This is a genomic window from Cohnella abietis (genome assembly GCF_004295585.1).
GTDB lineage: Bacteria > Bacillota > Bacilli > Paenibacillales > Paenibacillaceae > Cohnella > Cohnella abietis.
This window is the reverse complement of the sequence record NZ_AP019400.1, coordinates 3004457-3029336: the sequence shown is the minus strand read 5'-3', so window position 1 is coordinate 3029336 and position 24880 is coordinate 3004457. Positions and strand designations below refer to the sequence as shown.

General features: G+C 46.0%; 28 protein-coding genes. All 28 read right to left on the bottom strand.

From position 1 onward, the window contains the following. Nucleotides 1–3: 3 nt before the first annotated feature. Nucleotides 4–873, bottom strand: a complete 870-nt coding sequence (locus KCTCHS21_RS12930; protein WP_130608585.1) for a c-type cytochrome — start codon at nucleotides 871–873, stop codon at nucleotides 4–6. Between the two features lie 19 nt (nucleotides 874–892). Next, nucleotides 893–1564, bottom strand: coding sequence for a menaquinol-cytochrome c reductase cytochrome b subunit (qcrB, locus tag KCTCHS21_RS12925; RefSeq protein WP_130608582.1), 672 nt, complete (start codon nucleotides 1562–1564; stop codon nucleotides 893–895). 19 nt (nucleotides 1565–1583) lie between these two features. Next, nucleotides 1584–2117 carry a QcrA and Rieske domain-containing protein gene (locus tag KCTCHS21_RS12920; RefSeq protein WP_130608578.1) on the bottom strand — a complete coding sequence of 178 codons (534 nt, stop codon included), beginning with the start codon at nucleotides 2115–2117 and terminating at the stop codon, nucleotides 1584–1586. Nucleotides 2118–2372: 255 nt separating this feature from the next. Next, nucleotides 2373–2798 (bottom strand): DUF2487 family protein, encoded by a 426-nt coding sequence (locus tag KCTCHS21_RS12915; protein WP_157994031.1) that lies wholly within the window; start codon nucleotides 2796–2798, stop codon nucleotides 2373–2375. 241 nt (nucleotides 2799–3039) lie between these two features. Next, entirely contained in the window at nucleotides 3040–3222 is a 183-nt protein-coding gene (locus KCTCHS21_RS12910; RefSeq protein ID WP_130608572.1) for an IDEAL domain-containing protein, read from the bottom strand. Between the two features lie 38 nt (nucleotides 3223–3260). Beyond that, entirely contained in the window at nucleotides 3261–3767 is a 507-nt protein-coding gene (locus KCTCHS21_RS12905) for a gamma carbonic anhydrase family protein (protein WP_130608569.1), read from the bottom strand. 77 nt (nucleotides 3768–3844) lie between these two features. After that, the gene (locus KCTCHS21_RS12900) at nucleotides 3845–5053 is read right to left on the bottom strand and encodes a hypothetical protein (RefSeq protein ID WP_130608566.1); all 1209 of its coding nucleotides are present in this window, start codon (nucleotides 5051–5053) and stop codon (nucleotides 3845–3847) included. Between the two features lie 103 nt (nucleotides 5054–5156). Then, nucleotides 5157–5765, bottom strand: a complete 609-nt coding sequence (locus KCTCHS21_RS12895; RefSeq protein WP_130608563.1) for a histidine phosphatase family protein — start codon at nucleotides 5763–5765, stop codon at nucleotides 5157–5159. Continuing rightward, nucleotides 5762–6358 (bottom strand): anti-sigma factor family protein, encoded by a 597-nt coding sequence (locus tag KCTCHS21_RS12890; protein WP_130608560.1) that lies wholly within the window; start codon nucleotides 6356–6358, stop codon nucleotides 5762–5764. Before KCTCHS21_RS12890 ends, KCTCHS21_RS12895 begins: the two co-directional genes overlap by 4 nt. Next, nucleotides 6355–6951, bottom strand: a complete 597-nt coding sequence (locus tag KCTCHS21_RS12885) for an RNA polymerase sigma factor (RefSeq protein WP_130616494.1) — start codon at nucleotides 6949–6951, stop codon at nucleotides 6355–6357. The genes KCTCHS21_RS12890 and KCTCHS21_RS12885 overlap by 4 nt, the downstream gene beginning before the upstream one ends. A gap of 947 nt (nucleotides 6952–7898) precedes the next feature. After that, on the bottom strand, nucleotides 7899–8138 hold the full coding sequence (locus KCTCHS21_RS12880; RefSeq protein WP_130608557.1) for a DUF3951 domain-containing protein: 240 nt from the start codon (nucleotides 8136–8138) through the stop codon (nucleotides 7899–7901). A gap of 816 nt (nucleotides 8139–8954) precedes the next feature. Then, the gene (locus tag KCTCHS21_RS12875) at nucleotides 8955–10091 is read right to left on the bottom strand and encodes a prephenate dehydrogenase (RefSeq protein WP_130608554.1); all 1137 of its coding nucleotides are present in this window, start codon (nucleotides 10089–10091) and stop codon (nucleotides 8955–8957) included. A gap of 4 nt (nucleotides 10092–10095) precedes the next feature. Next, complete coding sequence (gene hisC, locus KCTCHS21_RS12870; RefSeq protein ID WP_130608551.1) at nucleotides 10096–11193, bottom strand: histidinol-phosphate transaminase; 1098 nt, start codon at nucleotides 11191–11193, stop codon at nucleotides 10096–10098. A gap of 151 nt (nucleotides 11194–11344) precedes the next feature. Further along, entirely contained in the window at nucleotides 11345–12190 is an 846-nt protein-coding gene (trpA, locus tag KCTCHS21_RS12865) for a tryptophan synthase subunit alpha (protein ID WP_130608547.1), read from the bottom strand. Further along, nucleotides 12187–13392, bottom strand: a complete 1206-nt coding sequence (gene trpB, locus KCTCHS21_RS12860; protein ID WP_130608544.1) for a tryptophan synthase subunit beta — start codon at nucleotides 13390–13392, stop codon at nucleotides 12187–12189. The genes trpA and trpB overlap by 4 nt, the downstream gene beginning before the upstream one ends. After that, nucleotides 13389–14072 (bottom strand): phosphoribosylanthranilate isomerase, encoded by a 684-nt coding sequence (locus tag KCTCHS21_RS12855; RefSeq protein ID WP_130608541.1) that lies wholly within the window; start codon nucleotides 14070–14072, stop codon nucleotides 13389–13391. Before KCTCHS21_RS12855 ends, trpB begins: the two co-directional genes overlap by 4 nt. Further along, complete coding sequence (trpC, locus tag KCTCHS21_RS12850; RefSeq protein ID WP_130608538.1) at nucleotides 14069–14875, bottom strand: indole-3-glycerol phosphate synthase TrpC; 807 nt, start codon at nucleotides 14873–14875, stop codon at nucleotides 14069–14071. The genes KCTCHS21_RS12855 and trpC overlap by 4 nt, the downstream gene beginning before the upstream one ends. After that, entirely contained in the window at nucleotides 14865–15911 is a 1047-nt protein-coding gene (trpD, locus tag KCTCHS21_RS12845; RefSeq protein ID WP_130608535.1) for an anthranilate phosphoribosyltransferase, read from the bottom strand. Before trpD ends, trpC begins: the two co-directional genes overlap by 11 nt. A 21-nt stretch (nucleotides 15912–15932) precedes the next feature. Continuing rightward, nucleotides 15933–17513, bottom strand: a complete 1581-nt coding sequence (trpE, locus tag KCTCHS21_RS12840; RefSeq protein ID WP_130608531.1) for an anthranilate synthase component I — start codon at nucleotides 17511–17513, stop codon at nucleotides 15933–15935. A gap of 980 nt (nucleotides 17514–18493) precedes the next feature. Then, entirely contained in the window at nucleotides 18494–19153 is a 660-nt protein-coding gene (locus KCTCHS21_RS12835) for a hypothetical protein (protein ID WP_130608528.1), read from the bottom strand. Nucleotides 19154–19336: 183 nt separating this feature from the next. Further along, the gene (locus KCTCHS21_RS30900) at nucleotides 19337–19549 is read right to left on the bottom strand and encodes a hypothetical protein (RefSeq protein WP_162309321.1); all 213 of its coding nucleotides are present in this window, start codon (nucleotides 19547–19549) and stop codon (nucleotides 19337–19339) included. An 8-nt stretch (nucleotides 19550–19557) separates the two neighbouring features. Further along, entirely contained in the window at nucleotides 19558–19926 is a 369-nt protein-coding gene (gene aroH, locus KCTCHS21_RS12825; RefSeq protein WP_130608525.1) for a chorismate mutase, read from the bottom strand. Between the two features lie 5 nt (nucleotides 19927–19931). Then, nucleotides 19932–21041 carry a 3-dehydroquinate synthase gene (gene aroB, locus KCTCHS21_RS12820; RefSeq protein ID WP_130608521.1) on the bottom strand — a complete coding sequence of 370 codons (1110 nt, stop codon included), beginning with the start codon at nucleotides 21039–21041 and terminating at the stop codon, nucleotides 19932–19934. After that, the gene (aroC, locus tag KCTCHS21_RS12815; RefSeq protein ID WP_130608518.1) at nucleotides 21041–22210 is read right to left on the bottom strand and encodes a chorismate synthase; all 1170 of its coding nucleotides are present in this window, start codon (nucleotides 22208–22210) and stop codon (nucleotides 21041–21043) included. The genes aroB and aroC overlap by 1 nt, the downstream gene beginning before the upstream one ends. An 89-nt stretch (nucleotides 22211–22299) precedes the next feature. Then, entirely contained in the window at nucleotides 22300–22461 is a 162-nt protein-coding gene (locus tag KCTCHS21_RS31375; protein WP_170211429.1) for a hypothetical protein, read from the bottom strand. 60 nt (nucleotides 22462–22521) lie between these two features. After that, nucleotides 22522–23343, bottom strand: coding sequence for a CheR family methyltransferase (locus KCTCHS21_RS12810; RefSeq protein ID WP_130608515.1), 822 nt, complete (start codon nucleotides 23341–23343; stop codon nucleotides 22522–22524). Between the two features lie 64 nt (nucleotides 23344–23407). Further along, nucleotides 23408–23851: a nucleoside-diphosphate kinase gene (ndk, locus tag KCTCHS21_RS12805; protein ID WP_130608512.1), complete on the bottom strand. Its 444-nt coding sequence runs from the start codon at nucleotides 23849–23851 to the stop codon at nucleotides 23408–23410. Between the two features lie 53 nt (nucleotides 23852–23904). Next, nucleotides 23905–24879 (bottom strand): polyprenyl synthetase family protein, encoded by a 975-nt coding sequence (locus tag KCTCHS21_RS12800; RefSeq protein WP_130608509.1) that lies wholly within the window; start codon nucleotides 24877–24879, stop codon nucleotides 23905–23907. Between the last annotated feature and the right edge of the window lies 1 nt (nucleotide 24880).

The window sequence follows — 24880 nt, the reverse complement described above, 5'->3', positions numbered from 1 at the left end:
TGATTATTCCGCTTTTTGTGTGGAAAGCCAAGTTGCCACTTTATCGATTTGATCGTCGGACAAATTCCCCTTAAATGCAGGCATGTTGCCATTGCCTTTACCATTTGTAATAACGTCCACGAGTTCTTCTTTGTTAAGAATATCGCCGATTCCACGTAATGCAGGACCGTTAGCGCCTTCAAGCTCAGCACCATGACAAGAAATACAAGCAGCCTTTGTCATCGTGTCCGTAAAGGCTGGATCGTCCGCAGCAACCATATCAGGTATTTTCACCTTACCTGGAACCTGACGCGGCAACCCTTTTTCTCTATTTTCCTCTGCTTTGATCTTGCGCTCTATATGCTCTGGAGTTTGGCCATTCAATGCCAACTCGTGCTCGTAATGGTTCCAAGAAACCCAAGTCAAGTAAGTAACAGCTACTAACGACACGACCATCAATGAAGAAGCGATCGGGCGGCGGTAGAAGCGGCGCTCTTTACCTGTATCGAGGAAAGGAGCAAGAAGTAGTGAGATAAAAGGAAGACCCGAAAGACCAAGTACACCTAGCACGAGATAATCTCCCGAAGTGTACGGGTATTTCAGTAACTGGTACAAGAACAAGAAATACCAGTCCGGCATTGGAATGAATGCGCTGTTTAATGGATCTGCTGGATAACCAAGTGGAGCCGGTTCAGCAATGACCAGCACCAAGAAACCTACCAGCACGACAACGCCTACCATCCATTCCTTAAGCAAGAAGTTTGGAATAAAGGCTTCAGACTTACCCGGGAAAGCGGTATAGTCCGGTGGTGTCACATTCGAGTAATCGCGCTTGCGAACGCGTGAATCACCGATAAATACGATTTTTTCGTTTGGATCATGTTTATGTGCCATCGCTAGCCACTCCTCTCTGTTACAGCGGCCCGGAAATGCCCTGTTTTCGAATCATGAAGAAGTGTCCGGCAAGCAAAGCAAGTAGCGCACCGGGCAAGAAGAACACGTGGATAGCGAAGAACCGCGTTAATGTTTGCGTTCCTACAATTGTTCCACCGTTCATTAACTCCTTGATGTAGTCGCCTAGGAAAGGAACAGAACCTGCAATTTCCAGACCAACCTTCGTGGCGTAATACGCTTTGTTGTCCCATGGAAGCAAATAACCTGTGAATCCAAGTCCCAACATTACGAAGAAAATTAGCATTCCGACTACCCAGTTCATTTCACGCGGTGCCTTGTAAGAGCCCGTGAAGAAAACGCGAAGAGTATGTAGGAACATCATTACAATTACAAGGCTTGCTCCCCAGTGATGCATACCGCGAACGATCGCTCCGAAAGCAACCTGATGCTGCAAGTAGTCAACGCTATAATAAGCGTTGATAATATCTGGTACATAATACATCGTCAAGAACATCCCCGAGAGGATCTGAATGACGGTAATAAAGAACGTCAGTCCGCCGAAGCAATAAACAAAAGCAGAGAAATGATGCGCCGGGTTAACGTGCTCAGGCACCTCGTGATCGGCAATATCTCTCCACATCGGCGTAATATCTAGACGTTCGTCGATCCAGTTGTACATGTTTTTGAACATGAGACGAAACGCCCTCCTTCTAAACGCGACTATTCGGTTCTATTGGTCCGAGATAAACCCAACCGTTTTCCGTTCTGACTTCGTACTCATCCAACGGCTTAGGCGCAACCTTGAGGTTTTTGCCATCTTTGTTGTAGCGTGCCCCATGACAAGGACAGTGATATTCGTTCGGTGCTTCTTCTCCGCCCCAACTAATCATACAGCCCAGATGCTTACATACAGGAGACAACGCATAAATCTGGTTGTCAGCGCCTTTAGTAATCCATGCTACCAGCTTCGGATCACTTTCATACCATCCATCGACCTGATGGATTTTGAACTTCACCTCTGTAGGCTGGTCCGTTACTTTGCTTTCTTCAATAACCTTGAAGAATCCGCCTTTTTCTTTCTTCTGCAATATAGGATCGACGGCAAAGCGGATCATTGGTAAAATGGCCCCGCCGGCCATGAAGGCTCCTGCTCCGCCAAGCGTATAAGATAAAAATTGACGTCTAGTCATTTCTTTTCGCTTGACCGGTTTATGCGTGGTTTCTTGCTGCTTACTGTGGTCCATTCATTCTACCCCCTCTGCCACACCAATTTCGTGTCCGGTAAGGACTTTAACATTTTGTTCACAAGGACATAACTATAATAGCCCACGCGCTATGGAGCGTCAAGAATCGGCCCGCGAGTTTCCTTGCTCAGTGGGAATTAGGCAACTAAAATGTTCTCAAATTGTCACATTTCCCCGTGATTGTGTCTGACTATTGTTTACCCTATGTACCTAACCTTATTCGTGAGATTGATAAACTTAGTTTTTTGGCTGGTGCTATGTTGCCTTCCGGGCTCGCCATAATTCCGCTATCTGCTTGCTGATTGCCTGATCGTTCGGTTCATCCTCTGCGTCATTAGGCTGAATAATCAAATCCGCGTTAAGGTGACCACTCCAATCTAATGGCTGCCCGCTAATAACGATGACATAACGGAAGCCGTTATTCCTCCATCTGCTAATGAGTTGATTCAGGCGCTCTGCGTGCTCCACTCCTTCGCCGTCATAATGGAATGCAGGCATAGTAACCGTTCTACCTCTGAAGGCTTGCTCTAGGGGGGCGAGCCACCCTCCTACACGGGCTAACTTGTCCGTCGCTTCCCATGGTGATTCCTCACCTGTCAATCCCGACAACGGAATCAGGCAGGTATCCAGGTAAAGCTGCAGCTCTGGCCAACTATCCGCGTCAATTTCACTGAACTTCATTAACAAGCTCCACTCCTTGGTAGCTTCAATAACCATTTACCGCAGTACATAGTTATGTTTGCCTTACGAAACTTAATTCACTCTCATTATCGTACTCCAAAAATACCAGTATTGAAAGCGAATATCAGCTTATTCATTAAAAATGACAAACTTAGAGCAATTGAATAGCAACACAAATAACCCGACCATAGATTAGGTCGGGTCACAACAAGGGCATTAGTAATGCTTGCTCCCAACCGATCTAGAGCTGCAAATCCTTTAATTCATCGGTTAAGAGCCGAAATGACTCCACGTCTCCTTGAGCAAGCGCTTCATCAATTGCACAATATATTTTCTCAATCCGGTAATTGAGCAGCGCTTCGTCCAGAACCATTTCTGCCGCCAATCCCAGCATCGTCTCGTAGGCGACTTTCATGTTGTCCATTCGTTGCACCTCCGAAATCCGGCAGTAAAGCTTCTTATTTAGAAGCTTCCATATTGCTCACCTTTGGTCACGTAGCTGTCAGCTGTTTTTTTCATCCGTTCCAAATCCTGCTCAGTTAATTGTCTAATAACCTTAGCGGGACTACCCAAGCATAATGTATTGGGCGGAATGATCTGATTTTCTGTTACGATTGCGCCGGCTCCCACTAAAGCATATTCACCAATCTGCGCACCGTTCAAGACAATCGCCCCCATGCCGATCAATGTACCTTTGCCTATTGTGCAGCCATGGATAATTGCCGCATGTCCAACAGAGACACCATCCCCAACAATTAGCGGTTGATCCGTATTCACATGACCAACAACACCGTCTTGAATATTACAATGCTTTCCGATAACAATTGGTGCTAAATCTCCACGCAGAACTGCATTAAACCATACTGTACTTTTCTCTCCAATAGTGACATCACCAACAATTTTAGCGCCTTCTGCTACATAAACATGACTGGCCAATTGAGGCTTTTTCCCCTGAAAAGAGAGCTCCATATCCCTTATCTCCTTTGTTCCTTAAAAAATGCAGGAATGATTGTTCAGGAGATTGTAGCAACGAGGGTCAAGCTCTGTCAAACAGGCGGCTTACCCAATGACAACGTATCCTCAAAGGCTAATGAATGACCTAACACAAGCATTTTTCCTTGTGGGGTTATCCTCACAACGTGCTCTCCACTTACCGTTTCTCCTAAGCGGACTATCCCAAGATGCATAAGCATAATTAGCACTCGCCGCTCAAGTATGTCATTCTGACTGTCATAATAGTAGGGACGTATTAAAGGCAGCAATATCTGGTTTACGGATTCCACTGTCACCCATTCTGATGAAAGCCGCATAATCCATTGCACTAACATTGTCAGATTAGGGATAGGTCCCTTATACAGACGAAGCCAGAATTTATACAGCTTTGAAGGGTCAGGCTTTACTAAACCATCTGCGATACCTCGTCCTGCTTCTGAAAGCGTAAGCCTTTCGGGCTCCTCTGTTATGTATCCTTCATAAAAAGCGAAATCGTAGAGCAGGGCGAATCGATCCGGATAATCAAGGAAACGTCTGCCGTAACCAAATCTCCACCCTCCTTTCGCAGGGGGAGTCTCACTCACAGATAACAGCTCAAGCGCTTGAGAAATCTGCCTTTTGTACATTACACCTTCTGTAGTAAGCGGAAGCTCGTTATCCCTCACAAAACGGAGAAAGTATACGATATCCTCTACCATTAAGCTTCGTTCGTCACGATACATATGCGGTTCATCGACAGTTACAAGTATAGTACGATATCGCCTTTCAAGCGCATCGCTCAAACGATTTTTCACATCATCTGGTACTTGGTACATATACCGGGTTTGCTGCGAGAAGCCATTAAACAACCATCCGAATGTCTTAAATCTAGAGATTGACATGCGCACCGTTTCATCCGGACTAGGAGGCAGAATAGGCTTGGCATTCTTCCCCTTACGAGGTTTCTTAACAGCCGTGGACAAGATAGACAAATCTTGAGAGGGTTTTTCGACTTTTGCTTGATCTCCACTCAGAGCTCTAGCCTTCAATTCTTCTAAGCTGTACGATGCCCTGTTCTCGAAAACAAGCGAATTTAAGAAACGTAGGTCGTTGCCTTTTATTTCGCTTATTCTTGATTCCATTACGTCACGTCTTTGAACAGTTGAAAGAATCGATTGAATCAATTCATTCTTCGAGTGACTGCTGCAGGTACAATCATAGGCTTCGGCAATTCTAGTCAGCTCTGCAATATCAGCATAGCAGAGCATATCGGCCAGGTTCATCGGCATTCCCCCGCTTCAAGTGAGGATTTACTCTCAGTATGGGCGCAGGATGCTAGTCTTAAACGTTTCAAATACGCAAAAAAATCCGGCATCATCCCGGATTTTACAGATTGGACTTTATAGTGGCATCATTGAGGTGCCTTGTACAATTATGAATCATCGGTTGCCAGCCTTGTGGTTGTTTCTCTAAAACAGTCAAGGATACATTCCGTAAATGAGAATCATCGAGGCCCGTACAAAGCGATTGCAGCATTCTACCTAGAAAACTACCATGCGTTACGACAAGCCAAGCCTCACCTTGATGCTTTGCAATAAGCTCATTTACAAATTCATGTCCACGAGCCCTGATAGTATCATCAGATTCCTGATCAGGAACCAAACGTCTCCATTCAGTACCCCAGCGAGACAATCTTTCTGCTTCCGTCGTTCCTTCTGCTTCTCCGAATGAGCGCTCTCTTAGCCTCACATCCTGGAGGAGAGGAATACCTAATCTCTCTGCAATAATTTCCCCTGTCTCATACGCCCGAGTCAGATCACTGCAGTAAATCCCATTCCATTGTTCCTTATCGAGCAGCAAGCGTTCTGCAAGCAGACGGGCTTGCTGTATTCCTTCTAAACTAAGTGGGATATCGGTTACGCCCTGGATTTTGCCCAATTGATTCCATTCTGTAATCCCGTGACGTACCCATCCAATTCGTGTAGCTAATGTCATGTTCGAACACGCGTAAACCAATTCAAAATAAGCAGCGTCATAATCATACCGATAATCGAGAGGGCAACCCAATATTCTGGCATGGCAGGTGTCACAGTAAGCATAATCGGGTCACTAAGACTGGCAACAGGAACATCAAGATGAACGCTGTCGTTAAAGCTATGGCTAATCGAAAAAGCAGTAGCCGTTTCCGAGTGTCCCGAGCCATTCGAACCACCTGAACGATCAAACGCTGTATAAATAAATCCACAAACAAAAAGAGCAAACAATGCAGTAAGAACAACAGCAACCTTCCTTCTGAAAGCAAAGGAGAAGGAGTAGGAACGACGAACAGCCGGCATGTACCAGCTTTGCTCTGCGTATATTCGATTCATTACATTCTTATTTACCCATTCTAAAGCTATGGGAGATTCATCCTGTATTTCAATAACAGGCAAATCTTGAATCAACTGTGCACTCTCTTCCCATATTCTGAACTCTTCCGCACACTCGGCACATTGCTGAACATGCCTATCTACGGCAAGGCGCTCGTCTGAATATTCGGGCAGATCCTGATAAATACCAAACCATTCCCCGGCTTCTTCGCAGTTCATCGCAGCTTCATCTCCTCGTACTCCTTCATCATGGTCGGTTCGGTAAAGTACGATTCTAATTGTGTTTTCACACTCGCCCTTGCCCGAAACAACAACGATTTGACGGAACTGACCGTCTGTCCCAAAATATTCGCAATTTCTTGGTAGTCCATGCCATCATATTCCCTGAGAATGAGCGCTGAGCGTTGCTTCTCAGGCAAGCTATTAATGGCTTCGCGTACCATAGAAACCTTCTCATTACGCAGTAGACGCTGCTCCGGTGCTTCTTCTGATGGGGCAGCTGGTATGTATGTGGAGTCGTCTAGTGAAATATGCGCCGTCTTCTGCTTACGCAGCTCACTGAGAACCGTATTTCGTGCAATCGTATATAACCATGTCGAAAAGGACGCGTCTACTTCCCGAAAGGAATGCATGCTTCGATAGGCCTTGTAAAAAGTTTCCGAGCAAATATCCTCCGCCAATATTTCCAGCTTGGCGCTTTTTAGCATATGGTATACAAAAGATAATATCTTCTTCTGGTAACGCCCCATAAGCGTTGAGTACATCTCGACGTTACCGTCTTTGATTTCCCGTATTAATTGGGAATCGGTCATCATATCCGCGACCCTCCCCCCATGTTAGGGTGAACGTTCGCAGCCGGTTGACTTACTTATTGTACCGGCCAGAAACGAAAAAGTTGCGCTTATAAGCGCATTGAATTTTTGTATGATTGCGTTCTGCTCATCGACATCTAAATAATGACTAATATAGATGATTATTGTCACACTATTGGGAGACAATAGGCGTTTATTGATGTTAGCCAGTATTTTACAAATACTATATGCTATTGTATCACAGGAATGGCTTTTAGAAGCTTAAAAATTTCTCAAATTTTGTAGGGAATTATGTCCTTTAGCCTAATTTTTAATAATAGTAATCTGTTTTTAGTCATTCACAAACGCAGTTAGCATGCTTTGGAGGTTAACAAGGCGATTGAGCGACTGTTTAGACGAGGTTAGCGCAATTTCCAGCTGCCTAAGGGTTAGATTGGAAGTACATCCAATGACCTTAAATTTCTTACAAAACATTTAAAATAAAATGAAAGCGCTTATTGACAAAATGTAAACGTATACATATAATATGAATATAGTATGGTTTCTCTCCACTCCTATCCAATCCTAGCACTATGTGCAGCCACCCTCCGGGGTGGATTTTTTTTGCTCATTTTTGTGACTGCACGCACACTCTTCATTGCTCGAAATACCCACTAGGCCTATTACCACTCATCACGCCTTTCTAGCTTCGTCCAGCTTTTTTACTCGATTATATAGCTCACCCCTGACTAGTCAGACATTCTTAATTCGTCGTTGCTCGATTGTTCCGAATACCTTCCACTAATTAGGCCTCTGAATACTCTCGCGTCTTTCTACTCTCACCTCTTTTACTCTTCTTGCTCGATAATTCCCAATACCTCTCACTGTCTTAGCCACTTTTCACTCTCGCTGCTCGATTATTTCTTATACCTCCAACTAATAAAGCGCAACAGACAAGCCAGGAGGCATTAACCCTTTTTCAACTTATATCGAAACTTATCCTTATCGTCACCCTGCTCATCCTCATCTTCATGTTCTTCTTTCTCTTCGTGGAACTCAACTGATGTGTGACCTGTTATGCTATCAAATTGAGTGTAATTAGAGGTCGGAAGTTCCCTCTTACTGATCACCTTAATAATGATAATTCCTAGCAATACAAAAATAATGAGAACAGAAATCAAAACTATAACGTAAAGTACGGACTCCATGGTAATAACCTCCAATAAATGTTTATTAGAATACGATCTGACTGGTGACAATGTTTCAATACGAGTCTAGATGGTTCGGTCGGAACGAGGACGCAAGCCAACAGGTGTGAAATATGAAGTTGGCGGAATTGTTAGTAGCTCTCAGTGCGTTATTCGGCTGCTGGTACCTAAATGCGTGGATATTAGTAGCCCTCAGTGCGTTATTCGGGTGCTGATGCCCAAATGCGCGGTTCTTAGTAGCCCTCAGTGCGTTATTCGGCTGCTGAGCCCTAAATGCGTGCTTCTTAGTAGTCCTCAGTGTGTTATTCGGCTGCTGATGCCTAAATGCGTACTTCTTAGTAGCCCTCAGTGCGTTATTCGGCTGCTGATGCCTAAATGCGAGTTTGTTAGTAGCCCTCAGTGTGTTATTTCGGTGATGATGCCCAAATGCGCGGTTCTTAGTAGCCCTCAGTGCGTTATTCGGGTGCTGGTGCCTAAGAGCGAGTTTGTTAGTAGCCCTCAGTGAGTTATTTCGGTGAAGATACGTAACAGAGAGGTCCGAAGTTGCCGTCAGTGCTCTATGGTGTGTTTGGTGCCTCAAAAATGGTCGGTGAAGGCGTTAGTCGACCAAAAATAAAAAAAGTGGTGCTGAAATAATGAAGCTCTGTCCCTAGATAGACATACGGATTAACCTAAGAGTTCACCGATGTCTGTCTAAGAGGAAACTTCAATATCCCCTGCACCACGATCTTTTTCCAGTTCAAAAGCATTTTCTTACTGCCAGTATGCGCCATCTTGCACCCAGATTAGAGCAACGCAAGGGTGCCAAGAAGCAAATTAGAAATGAACAGAGTAATTCAACGAAGTCAACAAGCTAATCGCTTTATCCAAATCATCTTGCTGGCGAAAGGATAACCGGAGAATTCCCGGTACATCTTCTCTACTCTCGATAATTTGAAGATTACTTAGATTAATCTTAGCTTGACCAAGCTCTGTAGCGATTTTACCGATTATACCAGGATGATCAGGCACATCCATATAACATTCATATATAGAAGTGATCATACCCTTGCGCCTCTCTGGAAGCTGGCTGCGGAAATGACCCGCCTTGCGGAATTGCTCGGCTACTCCATCACCATCTCCCTGCTCCAATAAAGCAGAAAAACGTTCCATCTCCCCCTGCCAATCCTCAATGAGCTTAAGCATCACTTCACGATTGTTAAGGAGAATATCTCTCCAAATCAAAGGGTCACTGGCCGCGATCCGAGTAATATCACGGAAACCGCCAGCTGCCAGCATTTGATAGAGCTCGTTAGTTTCGTTGTAGCCAGCAATTTGATTCACAAGTGCAACTGCTATCATATGAGGCAAGTGACTTATCGCGCCTACGATATCATCGTGCTGGACTGCATCCGTCTTAACGATATGGGCTTTTGTCCACTTCAGAAGCTGCTCTAGCTTATTCACTGCCTCAACAGGTGTAGCATCAGTTGGCGTAAGTACATAGAAAGCATTTTCCAGCAGATGCAAGCTGGCAGCCTCCACACCGGAGCGCTCTGAGCCCGCCATCGGGTGCCCACCGATAAATACAGCTCCCTGAAGCGACAGCTTGCCCGCATGACGGACAACAGAAGCTTTAGTGCTGCCTACATCGCTAATGATGCATCCAGGCTTTAGAGGAAGCTGAGATAGCTCATCAACATAATCCTCCAACCGTCCTACTGGAACGCAAAGAAACAGAAAATCGGCATCCTTCGCAGCTTCTGCAATCGAGGTTGTTGCCCAGTCCACGACTCCTCGAGCTACGTACTTTTCCGCAGATGCAGGGTTAACCGAATGACCGACAACTTCAAAACCCGGCTTTCCTTTGAAGCAAAGCGCCAAAGAGCCACCAATGAGGCCAACTCCAAAAATGGCGATTTTAATGTTTGTGCCTTTATCCGAACCTGTAAAGTCGCTAAAGTCTCCGCTCATGCCTTCACACCTTTACCGCGATTTCTTGCAGCACGGCAGTCAGTGCGGCGATAACCTTCTCGTTCTGCTCTTGGCTTCCAACTGTAATGCGGATGTACGTCGGGTATAGCTTATGTCCAGCTCTAACGATAATGCCCTTGCGGAGCAAAGCGTCGAATACTTCCTGACTAGGTCTCTGAACGTCAACCATAATGAAATTACCGTGTGCAGGAAAAGCTAGAAGCCCCAGCTCTGTGAAGGAGCTGTTGAAATAAGCTAAGCCCTGTTTGTTCTGTACACGACAGTATTCAATGAATTGCTCGTCCTGCAAAGCTGCCAAAGCTGCCGCTTGGCCGAATCTTGACGTATTGAAGGGCTCTCTAACCTGATTGATGCTACGAATAACATCGGGGCGACCGATACCATAGCCAATACGCAGCGATGCAAGCCCATATATTTTCGAAAAAGTGCGCAAAGTTATTACATTCGGATATTTCTCCAATAGCTTTAAGCCATCAGGAAATGTCGGATCCTCGACATATTCACAATATGCTTCGTCCAATACAACGAGAATATGGCTTGGAACTTTAGATAGGAACGCTTCAACCTCTTCCGAAGTATTAATTGTTCCTGTTGGGTTGTTCGGATTACATACCCATATGACTTTAGTTTTGTCGGTTACACGCTCAAGCATCGCAGGCAAATCGTGCGTACCCGCTTGCAATGGAACTTCAATAATAACCGCATTTTCGATTTGTGCATTATGCTTGTATTGCGGGAAGGTTTGATCAGCCATAATCGTCTCGTCACCAGGCACAAGAAACGCACGAGCGATCATTAGAATGATTTCATCGGAGCCCGCTCCGAAAATAATTTGATCCGCATTCACATCATGATGCTTAGCTAAGGCATTCGATAATTCCACAGCAGCACCGTCCGGATATATGCTGATATTTTCCAGCTCGCGGGCGATCGCTTCCTTCACCTTCGGAGAACTGCCGAATGGATTTTCGTTAGATGCCAGCTTAATAACCTCATCTAGACCCAATTCGCGTTTAACATCGTCAACAGGCTTACCTGGCTGATACACGGGTAAATGAACAATATTCGGTTTCGGTTGCATGAGTTTCCCTCCTGAGATAAGACAAACGGAGCGATACTAGCTCCGCCAGAGGCGGAACGTCAGGCGCTCCGTATGGAAATGTGTATTCTATTGTGACACAACAACGCGGTGCTGTACAGATAGGTTTAAGTATTAGGCAAGATTACACAGCTTAAATGATAGTTGCCCTCGGCTTTAATCCAGCGATAAAATCTTGGACAGCTTGAAGCCCTTGCTTGCGTTCCACCTCATTGGAGGAGGTTAGTAGCGGCAACGCATCTTCAACCTGACGAACAATTGCACTTCCAACGATAACTCCGTCACATTGCCCTGCAAAGCGCTCCGCATGGTCCCGGGAGGAGATGCCGAAGCCGACACAGATTGGAACAGAGGCTGCTCTGCGAACTGTGCTCAAGAAGGAATCAATTCCCTCATGAAAGGTAGAGCGAACTCCCGTTACTCCTAGCGATGATACGCAATAAACAAATCCTTTGGCTTGAGAGGCGATTCGCTCGATACGTGCTTCAGAAGTCGGAGCCACGAGAGGAATTAAATGAATGCCACTTGCTTCCGCCAGGGCGCGAGCTTCTGAATCTTCTTCGAGAGGTAAATCCGGAATGATTACCCCACTGAAGCCATGCTCCTTCAATAAATCAAAAAACCGTTCCAAACCAAGCTGCAAGGCTGGGTTAAAGTAGCTGAACAAAATAAAAGGCATTTTGACTCCAAGCTGTCTCGCTTTAGAAGCCACAGTCATACAGTCCGTTAGACTGATTTTGTTCTTGAGCGCTCGCTCAGAGGCACGCTGAATGACGGGGCCATCTGCAAGCGGATCAGAGTAAGGTACACCAAGCTCAATCATATGAGCTCCAGCTGCTTCCGCCGCTTGAACTAAGGCAACCGATGTTTCCAGATCAGGATCGCCCATCGTCATGAAAGGCATAAGCGCCGTTTCGCCTTTGGCTTTTAACTCAGCGAAGACGACATCTATTGCATTAGGACCAGTTTGGGTACTCATGAATTTTGCCCCTCCTCAACTGCTAGATAAGACATAATAGACTCTACGTCTTTGTCGCCGCGTCCAGAAAGATTCACGACAATAATTTGGTCTTTACTCATTGTTGGTGCAATTTTAAGCACTTGAGCAATTGCATGCGCAGATTCAAGCGCTGGGATGATCCCTTCCATGCGTGAGAGTATGCCCAGAGCGTCTAGTGCTTCCTTATCCGTAATCGGAACGTATTCCGCACGTTTGATATCTTTCAAGTAGGCGTGTTCTGGTCCAATACCTGGGTAGTCAAGCCCTGCAGAGATAGAATGAGCCGGCAATACCTGTCCTCCCTCATCCTGAAGAACATAGCTCATAGAGCCTTGGAATACTCCCGGGCGTCCTTTAGTCATTGTAGCAGCATGCTCATCTGTATCTACACCGCGACCAGCAGCTTCGACTCCTACAAGACGAACGTCCTTATCTTCAATGAACGGGTGGAAAATACCAATTGCATTACTTCCGCCTCCAACCGCTGCCACGATAACATCTGGCAAACGACCTTCAGCTTCTTGAATTTGCTCTCGTGTTTCTAAGCCGATAATGCGTTGGAAGTCACGAACCATCATCGGATAAGGATGCGGCCCAGTTACAGAACCAAGGATGTAATACGTATCATCAACATGGCTAACCCAGTAACGAAGTGTTTCGTTACAAGCGTCTTTCAATGTACGTGTACCTGACATAACCGGAATAACCTCTGAGCCGAGCAGCTTCATGCGGAATACGTTCAATTGCTGACGCTTCGTATCCTCTTCCCCCATGAAAACCTTGCATTCGAGCCCCATTAGAGCCGCGACTGTAGCCGATGCAACACCATGCTGACCCGCGCCCGTTTCGGCGATGACTTTCTTTTTCCCCATACGCTTAGCGAGTACCGCTTGTCCGATAGTATTATTTATTTTATGTGCGCCAGTATGATTAAGATCCTCGCGCTTGAGATAGACTTTAGCTCCGCCTAGATGCTGGGATAATCTTTCCGCGTAATACAGCGGAGTCGGGCGTCCCGAATACTGCTTCAACAAATATCGGACTTCCTCCAGAAAATCAGGATCATCCTTATATTTCAGATAAGCCTCCTCTAGCTCGATTAGCGCGTTCATTAACGTTTCTGGAACATATTTACCGCCAAAAGGACCAAAACGTCCGTGTTCATCAGGTACTTGACTCATGAGCTTCTCACCCTTTCTACGAATGCAGCGATTTTACTATTATCTTTAACCCCGTCAGTTTCCACGCCGCTAGAAATATCGGCACCATCTGGATGGTAGGTTGTTATTAACTGATCTACATTATCTGGATTAAGCCCACCTGCGATGAACAATCGCAAGCCATGGCTACGCGCTGCTTCCTGATAGGAAGGAATAACGTCCCAGTGAAATGTCTTTCCCGTGCCGCCACCGGCCGTATCGAGCAGTATAGTGGTCACTGCACCCTTGTATGCAGCAAGACGTTCTGCGCCCGTCCATGCGCTAGGAGGACCCGCTTCCTCGGTTACTGGCAACGCACGCCACACCTCCACCTTAAAGCGCTCTCCTACCTCACGACTGAATTCAGGCGTCTCATCACCATGCAGCTGGACAACATCAAGCGGAACAGCCACTAACGTCTCCTCTAACTGCTCCATCGTTGGGTTAACGAACACCCCTACGGTTAAAGGAGGCTTTCCCTTAGCCATCGGAATCGACTTAGAGAACGGAATAAGCTTGCCTGCTTGCTCAATTGTGAGCTGCCTGCGGCTTTTAGCGAACATAAAGCCTATATAATCCACTGCAAGTCCACTCATCCCCTGCAATGTCGCTTCTTCCTTAATTCCGCATATTTTTACCTGAGGTGCTTGTTGTTTCGTCATCTCGTTGTTCCTTCGTTCGTTACTGGACCGAGAAGGTCATTTACCGCTTGTTGAATGTTCGGCTGACGCATAAAATGTTCTCCAATAAGAACTGCCTGCGCACCTGCTTCACGAACGAATGCAACATCTTCTGTTGTGGAAATAGCGCTCTCGCTAACCGCGACAATTCCTTTGGGCATAAGTCCAATTAGTTGCTCAGTCACTTTGAGGTCGGTAACGAACGTCTTCAGATCTCGGTTGTTGACCCCAATGAGTGTTGCTTTGCCTATATCTAAAACAGTTTCCAGCTCAGGACGATTATGAACCTCCACTAACACGTCCAACCCCAAATCCTTAGCTAGCGTATAGAACGAAGACAGCTGGCTTTTTGTCAGAATCGCAGCAATGAGAAGAATCGCATCTGCTCCAATAAGCCGAGCTTCGTAGATTTGCCGTTCGTCGATAGTAAAGTCCTTGCGCAGCAAAGGTACTCTTACTTTTTCACGAATTTGCTTAAGATACTCGTTGCTGCCTTGAAAATAATCCTTATCCGTCAGTACAGAAATGCAATCCGTCCCTGCTTCTTCATAGGCTTGTGCTAAGCTAACCGGATGAAAATCCGGACGAATGAGTCCCTTAGATGGACTTGCTTTCTTCACTTCCGCAATTAATCCAACTGGGCGATTACGCCCGCTCAATGCTCTCTCAAACCCGAGGGCTGGAGCAAGGTCGGCAATTGTTCTCTCAGCTTGGCCGATTTGCAACGTTTGTTTAAGCGCGCTTACCTCTTCATGCTTGGTAGCGACAATGCGATCAAGAAACATGGCTCACTTCTCCTGTCGTAGCAATCCATTGCTGTAGTTTATTTGCAGCTAGTCCGGAATCGATCGTTTTTGCAGCCAAGCTAACACCTTCAGTTAAGGTATCCGCTCTTCCGGCAACGTAAATGCAAGCTCCTGCATTCGCAAGCACGACGTCACGATAAGCGCTTTTCTCGCCATTAAGTATTCTGTGAATGATCTTCGCATTTTCAGAGGCATCCCCGCCCTGAACCTCACCTAAAGATATAGTGGAAAGTCCAAGCTGCTCTGGTGTAATATCGTAGGTTATAACTTCCCCATTACGCAGCTCCGATACTTGAGTTGGCGCAGAAATGCTAATTTCGTCCAAGCCGTCATAGCTACCAACGACCATCGCTCTCTGCAAACCAAGTCGAGAGAGAACCTCAGCCACAGTAGCCGTACGAGTCCGATCATATAAACCGATAAGCTGACGATCAGCATTCGCTGGGTTGGCTAAAGGACCGAGCATATTAAAAATGGTACGAACGCCTAGCTCACGTCTTGGGGCCGCGGCATGCTTAAGTGCAGGATGAAATAACTGGGCGAACATAAAGCATATTCCTGTACGCTCCAGACAGATCGCTGCTTGTTCAGCTGTCAGATTAATATTCACACCCAGTGCTTCTAGAACATCTGCACTACCAGCCTTACCTGACATTGCCCGATTGCCATGCTTGGCAACTCGAACGCCTGCAGATGCAGCAATAACAGCAGAAACAGTAGAAATATTGAATTTATGAATGCCAGAGCCTCCGGTTCCGCATGTATCCAGTAGATCAAGGTTTTCCGTGGCAACATGATTCGAGAAGGCTCGCATCGCTTCAGCGAAGCCAGTAATTTCGTCGACCGTCTCACCTTTCATCCTAAGCGCAATAACTGTTCCGGCAATCTGGGCTTGTGTTGCTTCACCCTTCATAATTGTCGTCATCGCTCCGAATGCTTCATCACGCGTTAAATTACCGCCATTTATTAGCTTAACCAATACCTCTGGCAGACTTATCGAGAGAGTGTCGTTCATATCGCCTTATTCCCCTTCCCCTTAATCATAGTCCAAATTCGTGCGACGATCACCGGCAACAACAACTGGAAACTCATTCACTTTGCTCTGATGAGAATTAGGTGTTGAAAATGCTGCTTCCGCAGAACGAATAGCTTTAAGCATACCCTTGGCCTTGTTGACCGTTTCTTCATATTCATTCTCAGGCACGGAATCCCATACGATTCCCGCTCCTGCTTGTACGTAAGCTTTGCCATGCTTGAAAATAATCGTCCGAATGGTGATACATGTATTTAAGTTGCCAGAAAACCCAAGATATCCGATAGCTCCTGCATATGCTCCTCTTGCTTCATTTTCTAATTCAGCAATGATCTCCATGGCACGAAGCTTTGGAGCGCCAGATACCGTACCTGCTGGGAGGCATGAGAGAAATGCATCGTAGAAGTCCTTATCCGGTCTCAGCTGACCAGTCACATTCGATACGATGTGCATGACGTGGGAGTACCGTTCTACTTCCATATAGCTGTCACATTTCACTGTACCGAATGTAGACACTCTGCCCAGATCATTGCGACCCAAGTCGACTAGCATAACGTGTTCCGCACGCTCTTTCTCATCGGCTAGCAGCTCTTTTTCAAAGGCAAGATCCTCTTCTGGTGTTTTACCACGAGGTCTTGTGCCTGCGATTGGCCGGGTTTCCACCTTGCCATCGTCTACCTTGACCAGTAGCTCAGGAGATGTGCCTACAATAACCTCATCATCCAGCTTTAACACATACATATAGGGAGATGGATTCATCGTCCTCAGCACACGATACACGTGCAGCGGGTCAACCTCTGTCTCAATATGAAACCGTTGGGAAAGCACCACTTGGAAAATGTCCCCGGAGCGAATATACTCCTTAGCTTGGTTCACATTATCTAAAAACTGTTGCTTGGTAAGATTAGAAGAAACTTCACCCAGCTCCGGATCGTGCGGTGGTGTGCCTCTAGATGGCTGGATCGGAAGCGGCTGTTGAATGCGACGAATGGTCTCAGCAATAATGTTACACGTATCAGCATACGACTTCTCGATATCCGCATCTGTCGCTCCCTCGGCAATGTGAACATTCCCGATTACAAGCACCTGCTGCTTGAAGTGGTCAAATACGATAACACGATCGCAAAACATAAATTGCATATCATCCATGTTCAGATCGTCTGTTGGATGCGGCGGAAGCTTTTTCTCATAATATTGCAGTAGATCGTACCCGAAAAATCCAATTGCCCCGCCTGTAAAAGGGGGTAGCTCTGGTATTGCCGGACTGCGATACGAGCGAAGCTTTTCACGCAGCAATTGGAGCGGCTCGGTTGTGTGGAAGGACTCTGTCTTCCCGTTCTGCTCCAATGTTAGATTGTTCTTTTTTAGCTTCAACAGGAGGAATGGGTCCGTCCCAATAAAGGAATACCGCGCCCATTTCACACCACCCTCAACGCTCTCAAGGAGAAATGCATACTTGTCCTTGCTTAGATGCTGGAATACGCGGATTGGCGTCTCCGTATCAGCCAGTAATCTGCGGACGACCGGAATGACGTTATACTTTCCTGCCATTGCTTTAATTTCCTGTAGCTCCTGCTGATCCATAATCGATCTCTCCCTTATTGACCGTCGTCGCGTTGCACGGGTTATTCGCCTGTAATTTTGTATGTTTGCGGCCTAAAAGCCATTAAAAAAGCACCCCTGCTCCGCAGAGATGCGCACATTCGATAAGTTAGTTCCGACTTCATCGCGTATAAAATATAGCTACGCTAATGACACGGTTACTCCGCTCATCTCATCTCTACTCGGCTCACATAAGCGTAAGTTGTCGCCCCTCTGGTCGACCGTTCCGCCATGTATAATATGTATATTAATATAGCATTCCAGCACATTTGGAGTCAACTAATAATAACCATTCCTTATCAAACCTCGTTTCAGCTCATTTAGTACGTTCTCAGCGGCTTGCAGCTACTCTAAAACCCATTTCTGCTCATTTAGTACATTCTCAGCGGCATACACCTTCCTCAAACCTCCTTTCTACTCATTTAGTACGCTGAGAGCGGCTTGCAGCTACTTCAAACCCGGTTTCTGCTCATTTAGTCCGTTCTCAGCGGCTTAAAGTTACCTCAAACCCGGTTTCTGCTCATTTAGTCCGTTCTCAGCGGCTTAAAGTTACCTCAAACCCGGTTTCTGCTCATTTAGTACGCCGAGAGCGGCTTGTAGCTACTCCAAACCCGGTTTCTGCTCATTTAGTACGCTGAGAGCGGCTTGCAGATACCTCAAAACCCGTTTCTGCTCATTTAGCACGCTGAGAGCGGCTTGCAGCTACTCCAAACCCGGTTTCTGCCCATTTAGTACTTTCTCAGCGGCTTGCAGCTACTCCAAACCCGATTTCAGTTCATTTAGTCCGTTCTCAGCGGCTTAAAGTTACCTCAAACCCGGTTTCAGCTCATTTAGTCCGTTCCCAGCGGCTTAAAGTTACCTCAAACCCGGTTTCAGCTCATTTAGTCCGCCCATAGCGGCTTACTGCTTCCTCATACCCGGTTTCAGCTCATTTAGTCCGTTCCCAGCGGTCTAAACAAAAACTACCACAAGTGCTTGCTCGCTTCCTCACTTAATACATATTGATGGTGACGTTCAGCCGTTTCGTTTAACGGTCTTATCCATTTGTTAACCAACATATTTTTTAACACCCCATGACAAAAATCGTTGCTTGACTGTAGACACTCCCGAACATCGCTCATCTTTATTGGACGTCCTAGCCGAAGTGCATATCTTATGACTTCCCGCTCATAGAGAGATACCTCCTGGTAGGAGGTACCCGTATGCCCTGAGTACCTTCCAACTAATTCATAGACCGTTCGTCGGCACGCATCCGCCTTCTTATCCATTTCATCCCAGGAAAAAGGAATGTATTTGATTCCATATGCGACCATAGAGCGTATCTTTTGACGTTCAAAATCAAACCTAGAACGGGTAATATTCTCCGCATGAACGACGAAGCCTTCGCCTTCAAATCCGAATCTTAAAGGTTCATAATAAGCATCAATATAAACCTTTACACCTGAAAGTGTAACAATCTCCTTCTCAAGAACGATCCCTTTAAAAGTTTTCAAAACGGGACCAATTATTTCCTCACACAGCTTCTTCTCTCCCTCACCCTGTTTATTCAATTGTTCCAGACGTGCTCCTGTTGCACTACTTTTCTGCTCCTCAAGTAATTCGGCATATTCGGATTTATACATTTTCACTTCTCCTCCCATTGATAAAAAGTTATACACTTCAAGTTACACAAGTAAACAACTTCGCCGTCCTTCGGACGATGGCATACGTTTGTATCGGGCACATTGGCATAGAACGCTAATCGTACAAAAAAACGCCATCTCCCTAGATAAGGGAAATGGCGTGTGCTTCACGCGTTAATTGTTTTATAATTGCGAAATCATAAATAGATTAACTGAAAACAAACAGAGAAGCAAGTTGTAATTCGCGGTCTGCGGTCTGCGGTCTGCGGTCTGCGGTCTGCGGTCTGCGGTCTGCGGTCTGCGGTCTGCGGTCTGCGGTCTGCGGTCTGCGGTCTGCGGTCTGCGGTCTGCGGTCTGCGGTCTGCGGTCTGCGATCGCTGCAAATACCTGCGACACCACCACTTTTACTTCGCCGCTAAATCTGGACGTAGAGCTTGTGCACGGTTTAAGTAAACATGGCGGATATCCTTCTGAAGAAGATCCGTGTTAACCTGTACCATTAAGCGAATACACTTCTCTAAGCTGCCTTTAACCGGTACTTCAAGGGAACACATAAGTGGAACAAGCTCCCAGCCTGCCATTTGACGAATCGCACGAGCAGGAAAGGTGGCATCCAAATCTTGTGTAACCGTTACGAATACACTTGCTATATCTTCAGGATCGAATTGATTAACTTCTATGATCCCTTTTAATAGTTCAATTGTTGCATCCAGAATCGGGCCTTCTTCATTCAGTTCAACCGTAATAGCCCCGCGGATTCCCCTAACACTCATGGTTGTTAATTCCCCTCTCTCAATTCATCCACGATTTCTCTTACCCACGAGGAAGGCACATCATTGCGAATTTCCACGCTTCCGATGGCGGTGGGAACTACGAATACCATTTTACCCTCGGAAAATTTCTTATCGTGTAGCATAGCACTCATAATTTCTTCTGGATCACAGCTAGCTGGAATGCGAACAGGGAGCCCAAATTTCTTGAAAATCCGTTCTGTCTCCTCGGCAATTTCCGAAGAGTAGCCAAACTTAGCGGCCAGTCTTGCTGATCCGACCATTCCGATAGCAATCGCTTCTCCGTGTAGCAGCTCACCATAGCCCGCAACAGCTTCAAGTGCATGACCAATCGTATGCCCCAGATTGAGAATAGCGCGCAGATCATTCTCACGCTCATCGCGGGATACAACAATCGATTTCACCTTGCAGCCTTCATACAGTGCATAACCAAGTGCTTCTGAATCCAGAGAAAGCAGTTTATCCGCATTCTCGTCGCACCAAGCAACGAAGTCAGCATTCCAGATAAGTCCGTGCTTAATCACTTCCGACAACCCTGCGCGAACTTCTCTCAATGGTAAGCTCGCCAACGTGTCGAGATCATATAGCACGAATTCAGGCTGATGAAATGCGCCGATAATATTTTTGGCCAAACGATGGTTAACAGCTACTTTTCCTCCGACGCTGCTATCGTGAGCCAATATCGTCGTCGGAATCTGCACGAACCGAACGCCTCTCATGTAGGACGCAGCTACAAAGCCTGCTAGATCTCCTACAACTCCACCACCTAATGCAATGACAGTAGATTTACGATCGAGTCCTGCTTCTAGCGCAGCGCCGATTAACTCATCCAGCATCTCTAACGATTTAGACGTTTCACCTGACGGTACAACAGCGGTTGTTACCGTATAGCCTGCGTTAGCGAAAACCTCTTCAACCCTATCTGCATATAAGTCCGCGACAGAGCTATCTGTTACGAGCAAGATCGGAGATTTAACCGGAATTGCCCGCTCCTTGAATATTTCTCCTATACGTATAATTAATCCTGTACCAATGTAAATCGGATAGGAGCGTTCCCCAAGATCAACCGTCAGCTCTCTCGTTTCGCCCGCCGCCATTAGTACGCCTCTACTTGGCTCAGGTAGTTGTCCAGGTTCGCTTGGATTTCCTCAATAGAATCCCCGCCGAACTTCTCCAAAAATGCTTTCGCCACTTCCCAAGTTACAACGTGCTCCATAACGACGCTTGCAGCTGGTACAGCGCAGGCATCTGAACGTTCAACCTGTGCAGTAAAAGCTTCCTTCGTATCGATATCAACACTTGCTAGTGGCTTGTATAAAGTAGGAATTGGCTTCATTACGCCACGAACAACAATAGGCTCTCCTGTTGTCATACCGCCCTCGAAGCCGCCCGCACGATTGGATGCACGGTGGAAGCCTTTGTCTGCGGTATGCAAAATTTCATCATGTACCTTAGAGCCTGGAATTCGTGCTGCTTCAAAGCCAATACCAACCTCAACACCTTTGAATGCGTTAATGGAAACAACCGCTTGTGCAATGCGTCCATCAAGCTTGCGATCCCATTGTACGTGGCTTCCGAGTCCGACTGGCAAGCCCGAAACGATACATTCAACTACGCCGCCAATGGTATCGCCTTCTGCCTTCATGCGATCAATCAGCTCTATCATTTTCTGTTCGGCTTCTTTATCTGCAACTCTTACCGAAGACTCTTCAGTCACAGCAATAAGCTCATCAATAGGCAGATTAGGCGTTGCTGCAGTAACCTCACCAATCGATACAACGTGTCCAGCTACTTTAATTCCGAATTTAGCAAGCAATTGTCGAGCAATAGCGCCAACTGCAACACGTGCTGCAGTTTCGCGAGCGCTAGAACGCTCTAACACATTACGCAAATCCTTAAGATTGTATTTCAAGCCGCCGTTAAGATCAGCGTGTCCTGGACGTGGACGAAACACACGACGTTTCGCTTCATCACTGCCTTCAACAGGCTCAACATTCATAACAGAGGTCCAATGCTTCCAATCTTTATTTTCCACAACAACAGCTACTGGCGCACCTGTTGTGCGACCATGTCTTACCCCACCAACGATTTGCGCGGTATCTGTCTCTATTTGCATCCGACGACCCCGGCCATGGCCTTTCTGGCGACGTTGCAATTGAAAATTCAACTCTTCGAAATCAAGCTCTAGATTACTCGGTAATCCCTCAATAATTGCAGTAAGCTGTGGTCCATGTGTTTCTCCAGCAGTCAAATAACGTAAACTCAAGCTTTATTCCTCCCTTTAGCCACTCAATTCCGTGAACATCTTTGATCATTATAGTACAGCGTTAAAGCGTTTGACAAGAAAACAGCCCGTCATTTGCGGACGGACTGCTTCTTATTGGGTTTCGGTCGTATGACTCTCGATTCCCTCATATAACCAAGTAATTCTACGTTGTCCAAACCTAGAATTTGCGCACATTCCTGCATAGAAATCAATCCTCGTCTGTACGCGGCTATGACCTTCCGTTTATCCATAATTCCCCCCGAATAACCTGAATAGCCTTATTATCGGTTGGCAACCTATTTAACATACGCTTAAAGCATCCGCCTGTAAAAAAAAGTGTCTGCTGTTTCCAAGCCATATTGCCCTGGAGTAAAAATTTGCTCCGTGCTCCCGACGAACAAGAGACCGCCTGGCTTAAGCGCACGAGCGAACTTACCATAAAGCACATGCTTGGCTTCCTCTGTGAAGTAAATCATAACATTTCGGCAAACGATCAAATCATATTTATCTCCGAAATTATCTAATAGCAAGTTTTGCTTTTGCAATTTTACCGCTTTTTTCAGCTTATCGGATACTTTAAAAGCTCCGTCGACTTGGGTAAAATACTTATTCTTATATTCTACAGGGACATCTCTCAAGGAACGCTCTAAATAGACGCCTTCCCTAGCTTTGGCTAGAACACCGTCATCAATGTCTGTAGCAATGAGCGTTGTTCGATCTAGCGCATCCAGTGAATCTAATATCATGCCAAGCGTGTAGGGCTCTTCACCAGTAGAGCATGCAGCGCTCCATATATTAAGACGGGGAGAAGCTTTAAGAAGCTGGGGAAGGAACTTATCCTTTAACACTTGCCACCGATTCTGGTTACGCCAGAACTCAGAAACATTAATCGTCATTCTATCCAGAAATTCATTGCGAAGCTTGGCTTCACTTGATAGAGCAGTGAAGTATTCAGCAAACGTTGAATACCCGTATTTGGAACGCAAGGTAGTTAACCTGCGCCGCATTTGGTTCTCTTTGTATTGCGACAAGTCAATAGAGGTCGAACGTTTAATATTGACTATGAAACGGGCGAAATCCTCATCATCCGAAACAGTCGCATTACTACTCACATTGGAACGTATGTCTCCCATAACGTATCCTGCTCTCCCCCGAGTTAAGCATCTGTACCTATCCGAACACAAAAGCCTTAATCAATTAGATCCAAACCTGTATAACCTTATCGTAAGAAACCAGTTCCTCTTCGGAGAAAAAGATGCTGATTTCACGCTCAGCGCTATCGTGCGAATCCGAGCCATGAATTAAATTGAAATTCGTATGTATAGCAAAATCACTGCGGATCGTTCCAGGTGCCGCTTCAAGAGCGTTGGTCTTTCCGATTAGAGCACGGCATAATCCCACTGCCTGATCGCCTTCCCACACCATTGCGAACACAGGTCCTGCTGTTATAAACTTCAAGAGCATATCATAGAAATCTTTGCCCTTATGCTCGGCATAATGCTGCTCTGCTCGCTCCAAGGATACATTCATAAGCTTAGCAGCGACAAGCTTCAACCCCTTGCGTTCAAAACGGCTGACGATTTCACCAATCAGTCCCCGTTGAACTCCATCGGGCTTAACCATTAAGTAAGTCTTTTCCATATAAACTCTCCTTTCTAACGATAGTAATCATCATTTTAACATAAAAAATGCTCTTAATAACTTCGTTTAGCAACAATACGGGCAATATCAGCCAAATTTCGTTTAGCTGGTATATCGGGGAGTCCTTCCAGAGCTTTCAAAGCTTTGGCAATATATCTGGAAGCCATTTCCTCGGCTTTCTTAATACCGCTACTAGAGCGGACAAGCTTAACCGCAGCAGCAGAATTTGCAACACCCTCGCTGATCTTGATTAACTCAATCTCCTCAAGCAGCTTATCCTTAATTGATGCATCTTGAAGAGCATACAACACAGGTAGCGTAATGTTTCCTTGCCTCAAATCGCTTCCCGGAGGCTTACCAATCGCCTTCTCTGTACCACATAGATCAAGAAGATCATCCGTAATCTGGAAAGCCATACCCACATTATAGCCAAACCGATATAGAGCATGGCTAGCTCGAGGTGGTGCATCTGTTGCCAAAGCTCCCAGCTGACAGCTTATAGCGATAAGTAGCGCCGTCTTGCGTCGAATCCGTAGCAAATAGTTACGCACGCTCTGGTCAACATTAAAGAAATCACGTATCTGTTCCATTTCTCCAATAACCATTTGAACGATGGAACCCGATAGAACTTGATGAATACGAGGCTTGTCTAGCTCGGTAATTACCGTCAATGCCTTTGCGTAAATATAATCACCCGTATACATAGCTATGCGATTATCCCACTTCGACTTGACGGTAAGCTGGCCGCGCCGAATATTGGCATCATCTATAACGTCATCATGCACCAATGTAGCCATATGTATAAGTTCTAGAGGAACGGCGACCCGTTTGAGCGTTTCTACCGAATAGGTACCGAACTTGCCCGACAGCAGCACAAATATCGGTCGTATCCTCTTCCCGCCCGCCTTAAGTAAATGAAGCGATGCTTCACTTAGGGTTGGCAAATCAGAGGCTACCGTTATTGCCATTTGGTCTTCAATTGCTTGTAAATCCGATTTCATAGCGGCATATAGCTGCATCAATTTCATA